Annotated in this window: 15 protein-coding genes and 5 pseudogenes; 11 read left to right on the top strand and 9 right to left on the bottom strand. The window is 69.7% G+C overall.

Features of this window, described 5'->3' with window-relative positions; genetic code table 11:
* Positions 1-190: 190 nt before the first annotated feature.
* From ACFV9M_RS33185 to ACFV9M_RS33175, 3 genes are all read right to left on the bottom strand, one after another.
* Positions 191-712: a GNAT family N-acetyltransferase gene (locus ACFV9M_RS33185; RefSeq protein WP_385071859.1), complete on the bottom strand. Its 522-nt coding sequence runs from the start codon at positions 710-712 to the stop codon at positions 191-193.
* A 185-nt stretch (positions 713-897) separates the two neighbouring features.
* Positions 898-2,127, bottom strand: a complete 1,230-nt coding sequence (locus ACFV9M_RS33180) for a discoidin domain-containing protein (RefSeq protein WP_385071862.1) — start codon at positions 2,125-2,127, stop codon at positions 898-900.
* Positions 2,128-2,185: 58 nt separating this feature from the next.
* Positions 2,186-2,395, bottom strand: coding sequence for a hypothetical protein (locus ACFV9M_RS33175; RefSeq protein ID WP_385071864.1), 210 nt, complete (start codon positions 2,393-2,395; stop codon positions 2,186-2,188).
* Between the two features lie 19 nt (positions 2,396-2,414).
* Here ACFV9M_RS33175 and ACFV9M_RS33170 point away from each other — a divergent pair, with 19 nt between their 5' ends.
* From ACFV9M_RS33170 to ACFV9M_RS33160, 3 genes are read left to right on the top strand one after another with little or no spacing between them, the layout of a single operon-like run.
* Positions 2,415-3,422, top strand: a complete 1,008-nt coding sequence (locus tag ACFV9M_RS33170; protein WP_385071867.1) for a hypothetical protein — start codon at positions 2,415-2,417, stop codon at positions 3,420-3,422.
* Positions 3,412-4,302, top strand: coding sequence for a MurR/RpiR family transcriptional regulator (locus ACFV9M_RS33165; RefSeq protein ID WP_385071869.1), 891 nt, complete (start codon positions 3,412-3,414; stop codon positions 4,300-4,302). The genes ACFV9M_RS33170 and ACFV9M_RS33165 overlap by 11 nt, the downstream gene beginning before the upstream one ends.
* A 41-nt stretch (positions 4,303-4,343) precedes the next feature.
* On the top strand, positions 4,344-5,282 hold the full coding sequence (locus ACFV9M_RS33160; protein WP_385071872.1) for an N-acetylmuramic acid 6-phosphate etherase: 939 nt from the start codon (positions 4,344-4,346) through the stop codon (positions 5,280-5,282).
* Between the two features lie 195 nt (positions 5,283-5,477).
* On the opposite strand, the gene ACFV9M_RS33155 is transcribed toward ACFV9M_RS33160, so the two are convergent.
* Complete coding sequence (locus ACFV9M_RS33155; RefSeq protein WP_385071874.1) at positions 5,478-5,909, bottom strand: hypothetical protein; 432 nt, start codon at positions 5,907-5,909, stop codon at positions 5,478-5,480.
* 276 nt (positions 5,910-6,185) lie between these two features.
* Between ACFV9M_RS33155 and ACFV9M_RS33150 the strand changes: the two genes are divergently transcribed.
* A complete protein-coding gene (locus ACFV9M_RS33150) occupies positions 6,186-7,673 on the top strand; it encodes a serine/threonine-protein kinase (protein ID WP_385071877.1) in 1,488 nt (495 codons plus the stop codon).
* Positions 7,674-7,743: 70 nt separating this feature from the next.
* Positions 7,744-7,925 (top strand): annotated as a pseudogene (locus ACFV9M_RS33145) (hypothetical protein); the annotation flags it as partial.
* A gap of 421 nt (positions 7,926-8,346) precedes the next feature.
* Here the strand turns inward: ACFV9M_RS33145 and ACFV9M_RS33140 are convergent.
* Together ACFV9M_RS33140 and ACFV9M_RS33135 are read right to left on the bottom strand one after the other, a co-directional pair.
* Positions 8,347-9,336 (bottom strand): annotated as a pseudogene (locus ACFV9M_RS33140) (ISAs1 family transposase); the annotation flags it as partial.
* A gap of 131 nt (positions 9,337-9,467) precedes the next feature.
* Positions 9,468-10,457: a helix-turn-helix domain-containing protein gene (locus tag ACFV9M_RS33135; RefSeq protein ID WP_385071879.1), complete on the bottom strand. Its 990-nt coding sequence runs from the start codon at positions 10,455-10,457 to the stop codon at positions 9,468-9,470.
* A 177-nt stretch (positions 10,458-10,634) separates the two neighbouring features.
* Between ACFV9M_RS33135 and ACFV9M_RS33130 the strand changes: the two genes are divergently transcribed.
* Positions 10,635-12,152 (top strand): FAD-dependent oxidoreductase, encoded by a 1,518-nt coding sequence (locus ACFV9M_RS33130; protein WP_385071881.1) that lies wholly within the window; start codon positions 10,635-10,637, stop codon positions 12,150-12,152.
* On the top strand, positions 12,149-12,295 hold the full coding sequence (locus ACFV9M_RS33125; protein ID WP_385071883.1) for a hypothetical protein: 147 nt from the start codon (positions 12,149-12,151) through the stop codon (positions 12,293-12,295). The genes ACFV9M_RS33130 and ACFV9M_RS33125 overlap by 4 nt, the downstream gene beginning before the upstream one ends.
* A gap of 95 nt (positions 12,296-12,390) precedes the next feature.
* Here the strand turns inward: ACFV9M_RS33125 and ACFV9M_RS33120 are convergent.
* Positions 12,391-12,507 (bottom strand): annotated as a pseudogene (locus tag ACFV9M_RS33120) (IS5/IS1182 family transposase); the annotation flags it as partial.
* Between the two features lie 237 nt (positions 12,508-12,744).
* Between ACFV9M_RS33120 and ACFV9M_RS33115 the strand changes: the two are divergent.
* Positions 12,745-13,443, top strand: coding sequence for a TMEM175 family protein (locus ACFV9M_RS33115; RefSeq protein ID WP_385071885.1), 699 nt, complete (start codon positions 12,745-12,747; stop codon positions 13,441-13,443).
* A 275-nt stretch (positions 13,444-13,718) separates the two neighbouring features.
* On the opposite strand, the pseudogene ACFV9M_RS33110 reads toward ACFV9M_RS33115, so the two are convergent.
* Together ACFV9M_RS33110 and ACFV9M_RS33105 are read right to left on the bottom strand one after the other, a co-directional pair.
* Positions 13,719-14,071: pseudogene (locus ACFV9M_RS33110) on the bottom strand (hypothetical protein); the annotation flags it as partial.
* 169 nt (positions 14,072-14,240) lie between these two features.
* Positions 14,241-14,807, bottom strand: coding sequence for a TetR family transcriptional regulator (locus tag ACFV9M_RS33105; RefSeq protein ID WP_385071887.1), 567 nt, complete (start codon positions 14,805-14,807; stop codon positions 14,241-14,243).
* A 116-nt stretch (positions 14,808-14,923) separates the two neighbouring features.
* Between ACFV9M_RS33105 and ACFV9M_RS33100 the strand changes: the two genes are divergently transcribed.
* The 3 genes and pseudogenes from ACFV9M_RS33100 (at position 14,924) to ACFV9M_RS33090 (ending at position 16,943) form a co-directional block, all read left to right on the top strand.
* A complete protein-coding gene (locus ACFV9M_RS33100; RefSeq protein WP_385071890.1) occupies positions 14,924-15,856 on the top strand; it encodes an NADP-dependent oxidoreductase in 933 nt (310 codons plus the stop codon).
* Positions 15,853-16,122, top strand: a pseudogene (locus ACFV9M_RS33095) (leucine zipper domain-containing protein); the annotation flags it as partial. The gene ACFV9M_RS33100 and the pseudogene ACFV9M_RS33095, both read left to right, overlap by 4 nt.
* A gap of 107 nt (positions 16,123-16,229) precedes the next feature.
* The gene (locus ACFV9M_RS33090) at positions 16,230-16,943 is read left to right on the top strand and encodes an SDR family NAD(P)-dependent oxidoreductase (RefSeq protein WP_385071893.1); all 714 of its coding nucleotides are present in this window, start codon (positions 16,230-16,232) and stop codon (positions 16,941-16,943) included.
* The last annotated feature ends 260 nt before the right edge of the window (positions 16,944-17,203 follow it).

The raw sequence follows: 17,203 nt of genomic DNA, 5'->3' as shown, positions 1-17,203 counted from the left end.
CCTTACAGTCGCGCCCAACGACAGCAACAACACCCGCCTGAAACTCGAGCGGCTCGTCGAACGCGGGATCCTGACCGAGACCGAGCGTGGCAGGAGGGAAATGGCCTCCGCTGCGCCACTCCGACCGCGGCCTCGATGGCCATGGCGGCCGAGGCGGCGGAGACCGGCGTCGTCTGCCACCAAGCAGGGCTCACAGGTCCCTTCGCATGAGAACGCACACCGTCTCGTGGCGACGGTTCAGCCCGTCAGGTCCTTCCACGTCCCAGGCATCAGGTGCGCGGCCGTACGCGGTGTAGCCCAGGCGCTCGTACAGGGCGCGAGCTCGAGGGTTGGTCTCCTCGACGGCGAGTTCGGCCCTGCGCAGGCCGCGGTTCGTCATCCTCTGCTCGGCGGCTCGGATCAGCAGCGTTCCCAGGCCGCGGGACTGGAGTGCCGGGAGCACGGCGAGCTGCCACAGGGTTCCGGCTCCCTTCGAGACCTGATAGTCGATGCCGCCGATCGCCACCGGCAGATCCACAGGGGTGCATACAGCCAGGTAATCCACCTCGCCGGCCGCAGCGCGCACCAGCTCTCGCTCCACTTGGCGCAGGTGGGAGGCCGAGCCCGACCACGTGCATGCGGACAGGTCTCGGGGCAGTAGATCGCGCACGCTGACGGCTACGACGACGGTGGCATCGGTGGATTCGGGTGGAGTGATCACGGCCGTGAGCATGCCGACCGACGCAACGGCACGGCAACGCATTTCTGGGGACCAGCGCTCGCGCCGGCGGGGCACCCCGGGCCGATGCCCGGATGACGGACGCCTTCGATGCCCGGACAGCCGGCGGGAGTTGCAGGTGAGGCTTCCGTCGGGCGCGACGTGGCCGCAGCCCTCGTGGAGCCGGAGGCAACCGGGTTTCAGGAGGCCGCGGTGCCGTATACCTCGAAGCTCCACAGCGAGTAGCCGTATGACGTGCCTCGGGTGGTGCCGTAGAGGCGGACGTAGCGGCCGGTGGCGGCCAGGTCGTCGATGCGTTCCACGCCGCCCGTGCCGCTGGTGGTGGAATGGGCCGTGGTCCAGGTGGAGCCGTCGTCCGAGACCTGGATGGCGTACGAACTTCCGTACGCGGTCTCCCACATGAGGCGCACCCCGCTGATGTCGTACGCGGCTCCCAGGTCGACGGTGATCCACTGCGGGTCGGCGTAGGTGCTGCCCCAGCGTGTGGTCGGGTCGCCGTCGACGGCCTTGGGCGCCTCGCGGCCGGTGACGTTCACGCTGGACGCGGTCGCCGTCGCGCCGAGGGCCAGGTCGGTGCGCGGATGGGCGAGTTCGTCGAGGAAGGAGCGGGTGGCGGCGAGCCAGCCGGCTGTCGGAGCCTCGGCCTGGCATGCGTCGTCGCAGGTCTGGCTGATGGGCCAGCCGCCCCACACGACGGCGCCGGGCAGGCCCAGCTCTACGATCGTGGCGAGCTGGACGGACCACTGGGCCGCGGGGATGAAGGTGTAGTCCAGGGAGGCAGGCGACGAACCGCCGTGGTACTGGGGCCAGATGTACGGCAGCAGCGGCACGTCCGCGTCCACGGCCGCGGCCTTGGCGATGTCGGCGGTGAGGGTGGAGTTCCAGCTCGTCTCGTTGGCCGAGTAGGTGTAGAGGGAGGGGAAGAAGGCGGTGTCGGGGTTCGCCGCGATCAGGTTGCGGTAGTAGCCGTAGTTGGCGCTGATGGTGTTGTTGAGCAGCCCGTACCAGCCGATGACCTGGTCGGGGGCGACCTCGCGGGCCCAGGACTGGAGCTGGAGCAGCCGGGTGTAGTGGTCGGCGGCGGTGCTGGTGGAGTTGAGATAGAGGGATTCGCAGTCGAGGGCGAGCGGGCCGTCGGTGTTGCGGTTGTAGGACTGGACGATGCTCTTCCACTCGTCCTCGCCGGGCAGAGCGCCGTTCTCGACGAGGGGGGTGCAGACGCGGTTGGGGACGAAGCTGGAGACCACCGAGGTTCCGCCGATCGTGGCCGAGGCGTACTCGGTGTTGTCGTAGAGAGTGAAGTCCGGATCGGCGGCGGCCCCGGCGGGCGAGGGCAGCATCAGGGCGGCGGCCGCGAGGGCGGCCGTGAGCAGAGTGCGAGCGAGGGCGCGCGGGGCAGTGGGAGGCACGGTTCTCTCTTTCGTCTACGAGGTCATGGCGAGGTCGGGCGAGGGTGCCCGGCTCGCGCTAGGCGGCGGGGACACCCAGGACGGTCAGGAGCTCATCGCGGGTGGCGGCGAACTTCGGGTGGGCGCGTCGCTCGGACGTGCCGAGGCGGTCGGTGAGGTCCACATCGGCGGCGAAGCGGCCTTCGTCCAGGACCAGGACGCGGTCGGCGAGCACGATGGCCTCGTCCACGTCGTGGGTGCCGAATCGTGCCGCGTCGCCGCAGGACACTCGGCTACAGTCCCCTCCCGTGCGCTCCTGCTACGTCTTCCCCTCCACCGTGGCCGACCCGGTCTCGCCAGGCCTGCGAGCCCTGCTCTCCGCCGCCGCGGCGGCCGGGCTCGACACACTCGTCACCAAGAGCGAAGCGATCACCGTCGCCCTCGCCGGTGAGGCCCGGCGCTTCGGCCTGCGGCTGCTCGGCAGCGTCGCCTGCTTCCGCGGTCCTGAGGGCCCACAGGCGGTCGGCGACGACGGCCACCGCTGGCAGTCGATGGAGTGGTACACAGGTGTCCGCCCCAACGACCCCGCGTGGAACGAGCGGTTGGTGCGGAATGTCGCCCGGATCGCGGCCGGGACCGAGGCCGACGGGCTCGTCCTGGACTTCCTGCGCTGGCCGTTGCACTGGGAGTTGGAGCTGCGGCCCGGCGCCCGACCACGCTCGGCCTCGTACGACGCCCAGACTCTCGCCCAGTTCACGGCCCACAGCGGCATCGGGCTCCACGGCACCACCGGCGCGGACGCGGCACGCCGTGTCGCACGCGAGCATGCCGTTGCGTGGACCCGGTACCGCACCGGGATCGTGACCGACGTGGCACGACAACTGCGGGACGCCGTACGCGAGGCGCGCGCCGGACTGTGGCTCGGCGCGTTCCTCGTGCCCACCGACGACGACGAGACCCGCAGAAGGCTGGTGGGACAGGACGCGGTGGCGCTCGGGGAGCTCTTCGACGGACTGCTCCCGATGACGTACCACGCGATCGTTCACCGTGAGCCCGGGTGGGTCGGTGCCGTGACGCGTGCCCTGCACCACACCGCACCCGTGATACCCATGGTGCAGACCACGGCCGACGCCCTGTCGGTCACCGGCCTCAAGGCCGATTGGGGCCCCCGGGTGAGCACCGACGACTTCGCCGAGGCGTTGCGCCACGCTCTCGCGGCGGGCGACGGCCGCTACTGCCTCTTCCCCGCAGAGGGCCTCACCCCTGCCCACTTCGCCGCCATCCGCACCGCGCACGGAGCCGCACATGCCCGATGACCTGCTGGCCCTCATCCGCTCTCGCCGCGAGCAGCTCCCCCGCGCCGAGCGGTCCATCGCCGATCTCATCCTCACCGCTCCGGCGGCCGCCGCCGAGCGGACCATCAGCGATCTGGCCCGCGACGCCGGCACCTCCGTCGCCACGGTGCACCGCTTCTGCCGCAGCCTCGACCTGCGCGGCTACGCCCAGCTCCGCCTGGGCCTCGCGGCGGAGGCCGAACGGCTGCGCGCCAACGCCCGCGACGACAGCCGCGCCAGCCTCGACCTGGTCGCCGACATCGGCCCCGACGACTCCCTCGAGCAAGTGGTACGCAAGACCGGCTACGCCAACGCCCGCGCCGCCGAGGAGACAGCGGCCCACCTGGACCTCGACGCCCTTGCCGCACTCGCGGACGCCGTGCAGGCGGCCCGCCGCACGCTCGTCGTCGGCGTCGGGTCCAGCGCGCTCGCCGCCGAGGACGCGGCTGACAAACTCCTGCGCCTCGGCTACGGCGCGGTGGCGCGCAGCGACGTACACGCCGCGCTGATGGACGCGGCGCTGTTGCGCGCGGGCGACGTGCTCATCGCGGTCAGTCATTCGGGCCGCCCCCGCGAGACGACCGAAGTCCTCGACCAGGCACGCGCCTGCGGAGCCACCACCGCCGCCGTCACCTCCAGCCCGCGCTCACCGGCCGCCGCCCGCGCCGACATCGTGCTGCTCACCGCGGCCCGCGAGACCACCGTCCGCAGCGGCGGCACCGCATCACGCACCGCCCAGCTGACCGTCGTGGACTGTCTGTACGTGGCTCTCGCCCAGCGCGAGCACGCCCGCACCGTCGAGGACCTCCAGCGCGCCCACGACGCGGTGCGGCGGCACACCCTGCGCAGGCCACGCGGCTGAAACCCGCCTGCCCCGACCTGCAACGAGGACCACGGAGACCCATGCCCGGCCACACCTCCGCACTGCCGCCCACCGAACGCCGCAACCCCGCCAGTCTCGGCCTGGACCAGTTGTGCACCAGCGAGCTCCTCGAGCTCATCAACCGCGAGGACGCCACCGCCCCAGCCGCCGTCCGCGCCGCGTTGCCACAGCTCACCCGCCTGGTCGACCTCGCCGAGCGGACCCTCGCCGGCGGCGGACGCATCCACTACTACGGCGCGGGCGCGGGCGGGAGGATCGCGCTCAACGACGCCCTCGAGCTGGGCCCCACCTACGGGGTGGGGCCCGAGACCGTCGTCGCACACCTGGCCGGGGGCGTGGCCGCGGGTTCCGCGGCGATCGAGAACGCCGAGGACACCGGCCCGGTCGAGGCCCCGAACGCCCCGGTGGCCGAAGACCTGGTGATCGGCGTCACCGCCGGCGGCCGCACCCCGTACGTCATCGAGGCGCTGCGCGCCGCACGTGCCGAAGGCGCGGCCACCGCACTGCTCTCCGGCGACCCACAGGCGCCGGCCGCAGCCCACGCCGACCTCCACATCGTCCTCGCCACAGGCCCCGAGGTGGTCACCGGATCCACCCGTATGAAGGCGGGAACAGCGCAGAAACTCGCGCTCAACGCCTTCTCCACCGCCCTCATGGTCCGTACCGGCCGTACCTGGTCCAACCTCATGGTCACCGCCTCAGCGGCCAACGCGAAGCTGCGCGACCGAGCCGTACGGACCCTGGTGACGGCCTGTCAGGTCACGCCGCAGCGAGCAGAGTCCTGCCTGGACGCCTGCGGCGGGGAGACCGCGACGGCCCTTGTCACCCTCATGGCCGACACCACCCCCGAACGGGCCCGCATCGCCCTTGCCCGCGGCGGCGGACGGCCCTTCGTGGCACTGGCCCAGGTGATGCGGGATGCGAGCCACAGCCCAAGCCCTGATCCACCGAAGCCGTAGACGCCTGGCCGCCGATCCCGACACGACAGCGGCCGACGGGCCGGGCCCCAGGTCACCCGGCCGCCGCCCACGACCAGCGCGAGCATCCCGAGACGACGTCATGCCGGCTCCTCGACCAGCCACTTCAAGATGGCGCAGCCAAGCGGTGAGAGTCGAGCACGAGAGCCCACCAGGGGGGACCGGACGATCACTGCCTCAGAGGGCCTGCTGATACCCGTCTCCGAACCATTCCCGGGCTTCTGGCTGGTTGGGCCGGACGAGAGCGAGGATCGCGAGCACCAGACACACTATGCCCAGAACGGGCACCTGGTAGAACGCCACCGCGGCGAAGGGCAAGGCGGTCCAGCCGTAGACGAAGGCCGAGATCCGCAGGTTGGGGTGGCGAGTGGGGAACTTGAGGGCGGTAAGGATCCCCCAAGCCGCGATGGCCAGTACGAGGATCCCGGCGAAGACGATTTGCCCTGAGTGCTCCTCGCCCGCCGTCCGACCCCACGGGTTCGGTTCGCCTTCGCCCCAGATCGACGTGGCGATCGCCGTGCTGTTGGTCACCAGCGCAAGTCCCAGCACGGCCTGCAGAGCGCCGAGGATCATCATCAGCACGCGTAACTGCCGTACCGGCTCGGGCATGGGGACCCCGGACGGACTGGGAGGGTATCCGGGCCCCCAGGGGCGCCCCTGTCCCGGACCACCGCCGCCGGCCGGACCCGGTTCTCCGCCTGCTCGCGCGCGCTCTCCGCGCTCTGCGTTGCCGGGCCCGTTCAGATCGTCAGGTTCCACGTCTGCTCCCTCCCTGACACGTCTGACGCGCACAGGTCATACTCCGGTTCCGTAGACCTGTTGTCGAGTTCGCGTCCGGCGCACGGGTAGGAAATCCGTGGCCGTCATCGACGCCGAGGGGGTGCCGTGATCGGGAGGCGCATCGGGACGTACGTGATCGTGCGCGAGCTCGGAAGCGGAGGCATGGGCTCGGTCTATCTGGGCCGTTCCCGTGCGGGCCGGGCGGTCGCCATCAAGGTGATCAAGACGGAGTACGCAGCTGATCCGGAGTTCAGGAGACGCTTCCGCAGTGAGGTTGAGGCCGCCCGCAAGGTGGGCGGTTTCCATACGGCGGCGGTCGTGGACGCCGACCCCGATGCCCCGCAGCCGTGGATGGCCAGCGCCTACGTCGAGGGCCCGACGCTCGCGGAGGAGGTCGCCCGACGCGGCCCGCTGGACGAGAAGCGGCTCTGGTCGCTGGCCGCCGCGTTGGCGGAGGCACTGCAGGCCGTCCATGCCTGCGGCCTGGTCCACCGCGACCTCAAGCCGGGCAACATCATCCTCGCCGACGACGGGCCTCGCGTACTGGACTTCGGGATCGCCCGCGCCGCGGAGGGCACCCGGGTGACCGCCGAGCGAGCCGCCGTCGGAACGCCCGGCTTCATCGCACCCGAGCAGGCCCAGGGACTCGAAGTCACGGGCGCGTGCGATGTGTTCGCGCTGGGGGCGGTACTGGTCGCGGCGGCCGGCGGAAGCGCGTTCGGGGATGGCCAGCCTTACGGACTGCTGTACCGGGCGGTCCACGAGGAGGCGGACGTCTCTGCCCTACCCGCGGCACTCAGCCCCCTCGCGGTCGCCTGCCTGCGTAAGGAGCCGGAACTGCGGCCCACGCCCGAGCAGGTGCTCGGCATGTGCGTCGACCGGATCGACCTCACGGAAACGGCGGCCGCGGAGCCGATGCGCCCACCCCAGCGGGCAGCCGGCAAGGAGCCACCCCCGCCGGCCGCGCGGCCGCTGCCATCGGGGCCGGCCGTGGTCCACCCTCGCTCCGCCGGGGCCACCGGGGCCACCGGGGCCACCGGGGCCACCGGGGCCACCGGGGCCACCGGGGCCACCGGGGCCGACCCTATCGCCCTCTATCTCCGCAGTAGGCGCAGCCGGATGTCCCTGATCCTGCGGAACACGCTGTTCATCCTTGTGTTCGTCGCATTCGCGGCGGGAGGCGGCCTGGTCCACGTCGCCGAAGGGCTGAGAGCACTGGCCGGATTCACGGCGTTCTTGATGCTGCTGAGGCTCTTCGGTCTGCTGAGCCAGAGCGACGGACTCGTACTGAACGACCTCGGTATAGGCGTCGGCTCCCCCACGAACCTGGCGGTGCTGCGTTGGTCCGAGGCCACCTCCGTCGAGCTCAGGCAGGGGGCACGGGACACCGTGCTGACCGTGCGGATGTCCGGGGACCACCTGCTGCCCATGGCCTTCCTGAAGCCACGGTGGGTGCGCAGGAGTCGGGACGGAGCCATTCACATCCGCACCGCCTGGACGCTCCCGAGTGCCGGCACAGCACCTCTCGCTGAGACGGTCCGCTCGTTCGCCGCCCGCCACGGTGTCCCCGCCACCGAGATCCAGGACGGCTGAGAACCCCTGACGCACCGTGGGCGGCGCGGTCCCTCTGGAACGATGTCATGCCAGGCCTCTGACCAGGCACATGAAGCTGGCGCAGCTTCCCTGTCCTGCCGCACTCGACCTCCCGCACGCCCTGGTCGCGTGGGTCAGCTGCGCCGCCACGACAGCCTCGCGAGGACCGCGGCCGGCTTCGGCCTGATCGACGGGGCCCTCGCCGAATGCGACCGCGTAGGCGACAGCGGCGCCGCCTACTCGGCCAAGCACCCGGACCCACGGCCTGCCATGACGCGACTGAAGTCCTGGCAGATCTTCCCACGGATCCCGCATCAGCCCCCACCGCATCACCGTCATTGCCAGAGCCGTCCTCCCCCTGAGAAAGCAACGTTGGAAGGGATCCGTGTAATTACCGACCATCGACGGCGTCTGACTCGAGCCCTTTCTGCGAACTGCCGGACGGGGAATCGACATGACGGCATCGGGCTACGCCTCAAGGTCGATTCAAGGTCGGTCCAAGGATTCACCGCCCTTGACCAGCGTCGATGAGTTTCCGACGACTGAGGGGCCACGAAGTTTCCGGACAGGCACCCAATAGGGTTGTCCTGAACAAGGAAATGAGGAAGAAGTGGCGCCACCCAGTAAATACTCGCCGGAGTTCCGCGAGGAAGCTGTCCAGATCGCGTTGAGGCGCGCCGTAGAGACGGCGACGGCGCTGGATCCGCAGGACCTGGGCCGCGTACGGAAAGAGCAGGCCCGCGACGGTGACGACCTGGACGATCCGTTGCTCGTGACGGCCGTGCCCTCGCGTGTCGTCGCGGTGGATCACGGGGATGTCCTTCCAGGGCAGGGCATGGAGTTGGCGGGCCTGGCCCCGCTGGTTGTTCTTGATGGTCAGCAGGTAGTGGGCGCCACGTTCGTGCAGATAGGTGGCGTGGTCGCGTTGGGCGTGGAGGGCGTCGGCGGTGACGACGGTCCCTGTGAGATCCGTGTCGTCGATCTGGTCGAGCAGGAGTGCGAACTCGGGGATCTCGTTGGTCTTCGCGCCGATCTCGCGGGATGCGAGCGTGACGCCGTCGCTGTGGCGGACCGCGGACAGGACGAAGACCCGGCTGCCGTCCGGTCGCTTCGCGCCGCCCAGGCACTTGCCGTCCACGGCGATCGCCCGGCGCCTGGACCGCGCTGGCTCGGCGCGGGTGGCCGCCCGATGGGCCCGGCGCTGTTCGCGCTCGATTCCACCGTCGGGCATCACCGGATCCGGCCGACGGGGCTGCGCGGACAGCAAGGGCCGCAGGTGGTCGTAGCCGGCCACGCTGATCTCACCGGGATCCAGACGCCCCAGGACACTGCGCAGCGTCTTCTCGCTCGGGACTCGGTAGCGGCCCAGCAGCGGGTGGTAGGGCAGGCCGAAGGCGGCCAGCTCCTGCGGCGTCGCACGCCGGCACCACTCCGCCGCCGCGGTGATCGAGTCGTGGCCCGCCACAGTCATCGCGCAGACCACCAGGGCCAGCAGCGAGGAGAGCCGGTAACGCACCCCGCAGGCCCCTCGCGGGTCGGTGACCGACTCGAACTCGGCGGCCAGGCAACGGACTTGCATCCGCGCGGCAGCCTCACCGAGGGCCTCCAGGCAGGGGGCGTGAGGCGCGGGAGCAGCTACAGGAGATGATGGAGGGACGAACACGGCACCTTCGTGGATCTTGAAGCGTAGAGAACTCCATGATCCCCAGGTGCCGTGTTCACCTGCTTCCGGGGCCCGCTGCCGCGATCAACCACTCCAAGCCCGGGCGAGCCGGGCACACGCCGGGGCCCTGATCAAACACCCTCTGCGGGCCGCCGGCCTGCGGTGGGAGTCTCGGCGAATCGCTTCTTATATGCCTTGACGAAATGGCTGCTGTCGGCGAAGTGCCAGCGGGCGGCGATTTCGGACACGGTGAGGCGTGTCGAGAGTAGCTCTGCCCTGGCGCGTTCGAGTCGGCGTTCGCGCACATGGCCCATGACCGACGACGTGCCCCCTTGACCGAACGCGCGGTAGAGGGTGCGGACGGACACGTTCAGGGCCGCCGCGATCCCCTTGGGGTCGAGGTCGGGGTCGGCGAGCAGCCGGGCCTCTATGTGGTCCATCGCCGCCCTGAGGAGCGCGGGTGCGAACTCCGCATCGTCGATGACCTGGTCGTTCATCAGTCCTCTGAAGAGCTCCAGGGTCGCGTTGCGGGCGGCCCCGGCTGCGGCAGCACCGAGTCCGTCCGCCAGTTCCGCCCAGAGACGGAGGTGGGCGAGCAGAAGGGCCGCGGCGGGTGACGCCTGTTCCGCGGTGACCGCCCGCGTGTTCTCCGGGAAACGGATCTCGCTCGCGGGGAGGACCAGGGTGATCGCCCGGGTGCCCGGGGCGACCTCGAAGTCCCAGAGATCCTCGTTCCTTCGCACGCACAGCATTCCGGCCGCCGCCGTGGCTCGCTGACCCTTCGTGGCGAAGCGCCACTCACCGCTGAGCGTCACACTTGTCACGATCCGGTCCTCAAGGTGCCCACCCGGACCTCCGGTGCCCCCTGCGACCGCGTCGCTGTACTGGTCCTCCAAGAAGAGGTCGAGCAGGTTCTGCTTCCAGATGCGGGCGCGGTATGCCCCTTCGCTGTGCCGCGGCAGCCGCATAGGCGGAGCCGGCACAGACTCGCCCCCCTGACGCCGCCACTCCCTGAGCAGCACGCGGTTTCGATTCTCGTTCGCGTACGGCACGGTGACGTCGACCATGGGGGTGGAAGTGTTCCCGATCCGCCAAGGAGACACGCTGACTTCGGTGCTCATCCGGACCAAGGTACTCCTGCCCCTGGCCACCGCCCCGGGCCAGGATCACCGTGCGGCCATGGCAAGGAAGTACAACGCACGAGGCCGACTGGTACAAGGCGCCGGCGTCCGGGCCTGGTCATCATGATCGGGCGCCTCCTCCTCGCTTCCCGGCACGAGCGGGTTCTCCCCTCCCGGATGAGCAGGTTTCTGCCGGACCTTGGGGGCCCTGGTAACGACTGCCTGGGCGCTGATCCGCCTGTCCAGGTCTGTTTGACTCACCAACTGGAGTATTCGGTGTCCGAATCCGTGGTGACTCTCTTCGAGAGTCTGGTTGGCGCTGAGCCACCGCACGACGTACCCGTTCTGTTCGACACGGCGTGCGTGATGGGCGGGAGCATCGCGGGGCTCCTCGCGGCACGGGTGCTCTCCGACCGCGCGCGCGAGGTCGTCATCGTCGAGCCCGACGACACATCGGCGGAGGCCGAGTCGCGCTCCGGGGTGCCCCAGGACCAGCAGGTGCATACACTGCTGCCGGCCGGTCGGCTGTGGATCGAGCGGTGGCTTCCCGGCGTTTCGCAGGAGGCGCAGGACCGGGGCGCGTCGCTCGTCGGACCCGACAAGCAGTTTGTCGGCTACGACGACATCCGGCAGGCGCCGGACGGCGTGGACCACCAGTTCCTCGCGGTCGGGCGTCCTCTGCTGGAGAGTCTCGTCCGGGCCCGGGTCACCGCCCTGCCCAACGTCTCGGTCCTGCGGGCGCAGGCGACCGGGTTGCGATACGGCGACGGCGCCGTCGCCGGCGTGCGCTTCGCCGGGCCTGGGAATGGAGATCAGGGAGAGCGGGCGGAGGGGGACCTCGCGGCGGACTTCGTCGTGGACGCGATGGGACGCTCCAGCAGGCTGTCGAACTGGCTCAGGCAGGACGGTTACGATCAGCCCCGGCTCGAACGGCTGGAATCCCCGGTCAACTACGCGACCGCACTGTTCGAGCGCCCGTTGAAGTTCCCGGAGCTGGAAGTGGCGACCGTACTGCAACTGTTCACGCCGCAGTACCCGTCGGGCGGAGTGTCCGTCGCGGCGGCGACCGCGATCGAAGAGCAGCAGTGGCTCGTCATGCTGATGGGCTACGGTGACAACCGGCCCGGCAGGACGATCGACGAGTTCCGCGCGCACTGTGCCGCGCTGCCCGCGATCTTCAGCGACATCACCAGTGGCGGCGTCACCCGTGACGTGGTGACGTACCGCCAAGCGGACGACAGACGTCGTCACTTCACCGAAGCAGGCCGCCTGCCGGCGCGTCTGGTCAGCATGGGGGACGCTGTGGCCTCCTTCAACCCGGTCTACGGCCAGGGCATGAGTTCCGCCGCTCTGCACGCCTCCTGCTTGGCCTCCTACCTCGACAGCGGTACCGACCTCGACAAAGCGGCCACGGAGTTCTTCCGTCTGCAGCAGGTGGTCGTTGACGCGGCCTGGGCCGTGTCCGCGGGAGGTGACGCCGCCCGCATCGACGCCGAGCACGGTACCGAGGTGCCGGAGGAAGTGCGGCAGCAGCGCCGGATCACGGAGCAGATCGCCGGCGCCGCCCTCGTCGATGCGGATGTGTCGCGGGCCTTCAACAACGTCTCCTACATGCTGCGTCACCCCGGCACACTGTTCGATCCAGAGCTCCTGGAAACGGCGGCGACCACCACCGGGGGAGCCGCCGCGAAATGACGGACACCACGATCGACCGGTGCATCGGCCTGTCGGACCGGGCGGTGCACGACGACTCGGCGTTCGAAGAACGGCTGACGCTGTTCGCCCCCCGCGGGCCAAGTGGGCAGCTGCGTCCTGCATGGCGGGCCGCCAACTCATGACAGTGGCTGGGGTGGAGCACGCGCAGCTCGTCGGCAACGGCCTCGTCGCCGACCTGCGCAATGAGTTCACCCGTCTTCCCGGCTAAGACGTGGTTTCAGTTGGTGAGTGGGCGGCGGTAGCTGATCAGTCTGGTGGCTATGGCGGTGAAGGTGAGGAAGTGCTCGGGCTTGCGCTCGTAGCGTCGGCGCAGGCGGCGACAGCCGGAGAGCCAGACTCCTCGAGGACTCACCAAAGATTGACCTTGAAGAACCAATTGATGATCCGAACGCCCCCATCACCCGTGCCTCGACGGGATGACCCTGTGCGTAGCGGCAGCGGCTGCGGACTCTGTCAGCTGCTCGCTGTCGCCATGGGTGGAGTTCGCGCAGTTCGTCGGAGTGTCCATGACCAGCAGGGTCCGGCAGCGACGGCAGGCGCGGCGGGCATGACAAGAGAGAGGTGCAAACACATGGGTGGCAAGGGCGTCATCGACGAGACCGGCACGGGACGGGTCGGCCCGGGAGAGCCGTCGGTTCCCGCGCCGGACAGGGGCGAGGGGGGTGTCTCGGGGGAGCGGCTGGTGCTGTTCACCGACGCGGTGACCGCGATCTCCATCACTCTTCTGATCCTTCCGCTGGTGGACCTCGTCCCCGAGGCCGCGTCCGCCCACGAGGGCGCCAGCGAGGTGATCACTGGTCACCTCGACCAGATTTGGAGCTTCCTGCTCAGCTTCGCGGTCATTGCGAACATCTGGCAGGAGCACCACCGGACCTTCTCGACGGTCAGTACGGCCACCCGCTCCCTGACGGTGTGGAACATGGGGTGGCTGCTGTCGGTCGTCGTGCTCCCACTCCCGACGGAGATGATCGGCGCCTTCGGCCGCGACCGGTTCGTGGCGGCGTTCTACTACGCGGTGCTCCTGGTCGGCATGGTGTGCCGGCTCGCCATGTTGAAGGTCCTGAAGAGCAACCCGGGGATGGTCGAGGGCAATGGCGAAGAGACCCGCCGGAGGATCGCGCACCTGTACACCGACAGTTACAGCAACGTCATCGCCGTGGTCGTCGCGTTCGCCCTCGCCCTCGCCGTGCCGGTGCTGCAGTACTACAGCCTTCTGCTACTGATCCTGCCGGGGCGGGTGCGCTTCACGGGCCGGCGCCGCGCGCGCTGACCACGGGAACGGCCAGTGCCCGGGTATCCGCCTGAGCCTTGGCGGCATCTGCCCCGCGGCTCGGGGATGCGGCGGTCATGGGGCACACGGTGGGGCCGGGCAGGACACCACCTGCCCGGCCCCACTGCTCCTCGCGCCTCGGTCTTGACCAGGCCGGCATGCTTCGGCGGCTCACATGGCTGAGGCGGACAGCTGCTCTCCGCATCCTGAGTCACGACGCGACCGCCGAGGCCACCGCCGTACGCGGCACGGCCTCCTCCACCGCACCCACAGCGCGGCGGCGTACGCAGCCGCTCCAGCTCCGGGACCCGCTTGTTCTGCGGCACCACCAGCAGCTGAGCCAGGACCGGCGCGAGAGCGGGTTCGGCCCGGTGTGCGGCCCGCGTCACCGCCTCGTACAGCCGCCGCGCGGCCGCCGTACGCGCCTCCGACACCTGCCGGGCCGGCACCGAGACGCCCGGCAGCAGCACCCGTTTCTTCCGCGGTGCGCGTCCGTACGGCGCAGCGCGATCAGATCACGGTCGTCATCTTCGAGGAAGGAGAACCGCTCCAACTCCGGACGCCTGGGCACCTCGGTGAACGTCCCGTACACCTCGGCCTGCTCATCAGTCAGGAACTCCGCCGGCACGGCCGGACCGTAGCCGGCCCCGACGCCCACCCGACCGGCTTGCCCCGAACCTCAGCAGGGTCTACGGCTGGTGTGCCAGCCGTATTGACCACGAGCATTGTCGACGGATGGCGAGCGGGCGAGGAGTGGCTGTTCAACGTTGACGGGCGTGGGCAAGCCGGAATGTGGTTCAGCCGCTGGCGGCCAGGGCCCGCAGTCGGTCCAACGTCTCGCGAATGATGTCTTGCAAGACTTGGTCCTCGGTGGCGGTGACCCATCGCGAGAAGGCGACGCGGAACACGGCGATGCTGGTCTCGGCGGCCAGGCTGGCCTCGATGTCGCCGATGCCTCGCTGTCGCAACCTGTCGGCCAGGGCGGCCGACAGGGATGTGAGCTTGATCAACTCGCGTTCGCGGAGATCGGCGTTGGCCATGATCACGGTCTGTCGCTTCCGGGCGAGCTCACGGTCGCCACCCACCATTTGGGCCACGGTTTCGAGTACGGCCGTGACAGCATCCAGCGCCGACGTCGTGGCCGGCATTCCATCGAGGGCAGCCAGCGCCTTCTCTTCCAGGGCATGGGAATCGGCGAAGAGGACCTCGCGTTTGTCGGCGAAGTGCCGGAAGAACGTGCGGGCGGTGACGCCCGCCCGCTCGGCTATGTCCGCCACCATCGTCTGCTCGAAGCCGCGCTCGAGATAGAGCGACAGCGCGGCCTCGCGCAGCCGGTCACCGGCCCCAGGTTTCCACCGTCCCATACCGGGAGTGTAGGTGATGTCACCTCGTGACACCCCGCTCCGCTCGCCACGATGTCACTCGATGACATCACTGTGATAGCGTGACGTCATTCGATGACATCACTTGTGGAGGCACGATGAAGCGCATCCAGTACCACCAGTACGGCGGACCCGAAGTTATGCGTCTGGAGGATTTCGAGCCGACTCGCCCCGGTTCCGGTGAGGTTCTGGTCCGCGTGCGGGCCGCCGCGGCCAATCCGATGGACTGGGGTATCCGCAGCGGCGCCATGAGGATGGTGACCGGGCGGAAGTTCCCGCGCGCTCTGGGCTACGACTTCGCGGGCGTCGTCGAAGCGGTAGGCGAGGGCGTCACTCGGCTCGCCGTCGGCGACGAAGTGCTCGGCGGGGCGTCGATCAAAGCATCGGGAGCCTTCGCCGAAATGGTCCTGGCCGCGGAGAGAGGGGTTGTGCAGAAACCCGCGGAACTCTCCTTCGAGGAAGCCGCCGCCATCCCGACCGTTGGCCTCACCGCGCTCCAAGCCGTGCTCAAGAAGGGAAAACTGCGGTCCGGGCAATCGGTCTTCATCAACGGCTGCCTCGGGGGAGTCGGCCGAGCCGCCGCCCAGATCGCGCTGACGCACGGCACCTCAGTGGGAGGCAGCTGCCGCGCCACCGCCACGCAAGACGCGCGCGACCTCGGTCTCGACCCGATCGTCGAATTCGACTTCGACCCGACGGCGCTCAGCGGCCGATTCGACCTCGTCGTCGACACTGCCGGCACGCTCCCGACCGACGCAGCGAAGAAGATGCTGAAGCCAGACGGACGCATCGTCAGCATCCACCCCACCCCCGTGAACATCGCGAAGAGCGCGCTGCCAGGCCCGTACCATGTCTTGATCACCAGACCCGTCACGGAGGACCTCGCGGAGGTCGCGCGCGCCGCTGGTCGCGGCACACTGCGGGTGCCGATCGCCCGCACGGTGCCACTCGCAGGAGCAATCGCGGCGCTCACAGAGCTCGAACGCAACGGCACGCCCAAGGGCGGCAAGCTCATCATCACGGTCGAATGACCGCAAGGGCATTGGTCTCACATTCCTACGCCCGGCTGACCGTTCACGGCCGCCGACTCCTGGTCGACCGTGTCCGGGCCAGACGTCGCGTCGCCCACGTCGCTGACGAGATGGGCATCTCCCGGGCTACGGCCCACACGTGGGTTCGGCGCTGGCGGGCCGGGGGCGATGCGGGCCTGTGCGACCGCACGAGCCGGCCCCGAGCCACTCCACACCGCACACCCTCCGACGTGGAGGAACCGATCTGCGCTCAACTACGCGAGCGGATTTCCTTCTCATCCAAGTGGTCGTTGCCGCGCACTCCTTCGCCCACAGCCTTAACCGCCCAGCGATTCCCCCTCTACCTCCCAGGAACCCCGCAAAGGAACGCATCATGTCCGCACCTGCAGCTTTGATCACCGGCGGAACCAGCGGCATCGGCAAAGCGACCGCTGAACTGCTCCACACCCGCGGCTACCGCGTCATGGTCACCGGCCTCGACAATCTCGCAGCCACCGGGCTTCCCGAAGACATCACAGTCGTGCAGGCCGACGCACGGTCCCTGCCGGACATCGACCAGGCAATAGACCGGGCACGCCGGCAGTTCGGCTCCCTCGACCTGCTCTTCCTCAACGCGGGCATCTCCCGCCCCGGCCCGATCGAATCAACTGACGAAGACACCTTCGACGCCCTGTTCGACATCAATGTCAAGGGCAACTTCTTCACCCTGCAAAAGGCACTCCCGCTCCTCAGCGAAGGCGCCTCCATCGTGTTCACCGTGGGCGCCGGTGAAGGGATGGGGGCCGCCATGACAGCCGCCAAGGGCGCCCTGCTGCCTCTCGTGCGGTCCCTCGCGCTCGAACTCGCCCCCCGCCGCATCCGCGTCAACGCCATCAGCCCAGGAGTGATCAACACCTCCGCCTACAGCAAGATGGGCATCTCCCAGGAAACGATCGACTCCTGGGGCCAGGACATCCCGCTCGGACGCGTCGGCGCTGCCGCCGACATCGCCGAGGCCGTGGCCTTCCTCGCCTCGGACGCCGCCAGCTACATCACCGGCGACAACCTCACCGTCTCCGGCGGCATCGGCATTCACACCCGCCCCTGACGCGCGACTCCTCCAACGCCACCACCGTGCGGACCCACCAACCCCGCCAGGGTGCGGGCCTTTTTCACGCTCCGGTCGCTCTGCCCATGCCTTGCCCGGTGGCGAGGCACGCGCAGGCCGACCGGACTTCACCACGACACCCACCGCACCCGCCGCCGGGCCCTCGACGGCTGGGTGCGGTTTGCGTTTGGAGGAGATCACTCGCGCTCGTCCCGCCCGCGACGCCGTGGTCTGCCGGGAGACCTCGGCGCCATAGACCT

This window comes from Streptomyces sp. NPDC059895, from assembly GCF_042731035.1.
Taxonomy (GTDB): Bacteria; Actinomycetota; Actinomycetes; order Streptomycetales; family Streptomycetaceae; genus Streptomyces.
This window is presented reverse-complemented; position numbering and strand designations above follow the sequence as displayed.

Coding starts and splice junctions, on each gene's coding strand:
- ACFV9M_RS33115 (WP_385071885.1), top strand. CDS start 12,745: ATGGGTGGCAAGGGCGTCATCGACGAGACCGGCACGGGACGGGTCGGC.
- ACFV9M_RS33130 (WP_385071881.1), top strand. CDS start 10,635: ATGAGCAGGTTTCTGCCGGACCTTGGGGGCCCTGGTAACGACTGCCTG.
- ACFV9M_RS33105 (WP_385071887.1), bottom strand. CDS start 14,807: ATGGGACGGTGGAAACCTGGGGCCGGTGACCGGCTGCGCGAGGCCGCG.
- ACFV9M_RS33135 (WP_385071879.1), bottom strand. CDS start 10,457: ATGAGCACCGAAGTCAGCGTGTCTCCTTGGCGGATCGGGAACACTTCC.
- ACFV9M_RS33160 (WP_385071872.1), top strand. CDS start 4,344: ATGCCCGGCCACACCTCCGCACTGCCGCCCACCGAACGCCGCAACCCC.
- ACFV9M_RS33090 (WP_385071893.1), top strand. CDS start 16,230: ATGTCCGCACCTGCAGCTTTGATCACCGGCGGAACCAGCGGCATCGGC.
- ACFV9M_RS33165 (WP_385071869.1), top strand. CDS start 3,412: ATGCCCGATGACCTGCTGGCCCTCATCCGCTCTCGCCGCGAGCAGCTC.
- ACFV9M_RS33155 (WP_385071874.1), bottom strand. CDS start 5,909: ATGCCCGAGCCGGTACGGCAGTTACGCGTGCTGATGATGATCCTCGGC.
- ACFV9M_RS33125 (WP_385071883.1), top strand. CDS start 12,149: ATGACGGACACCACGATCGACCGGTGCATCGGCCTGTCGGACCGGGCG.
- ACFV9M_RS33185 (WP_385071859.1), bottom strand. CDS start 712: ATGCTCACGGCCGTGATCACTCCACCCGAATCCACCGATGCCACCGTC.
- ACFV9M_RS33100 (WP_385071890.1), top strand. CDS start 14,924: ATGAAGCGCATCCAGTACCACCAGTACGGCGGACCCGAAGTTATGCGT.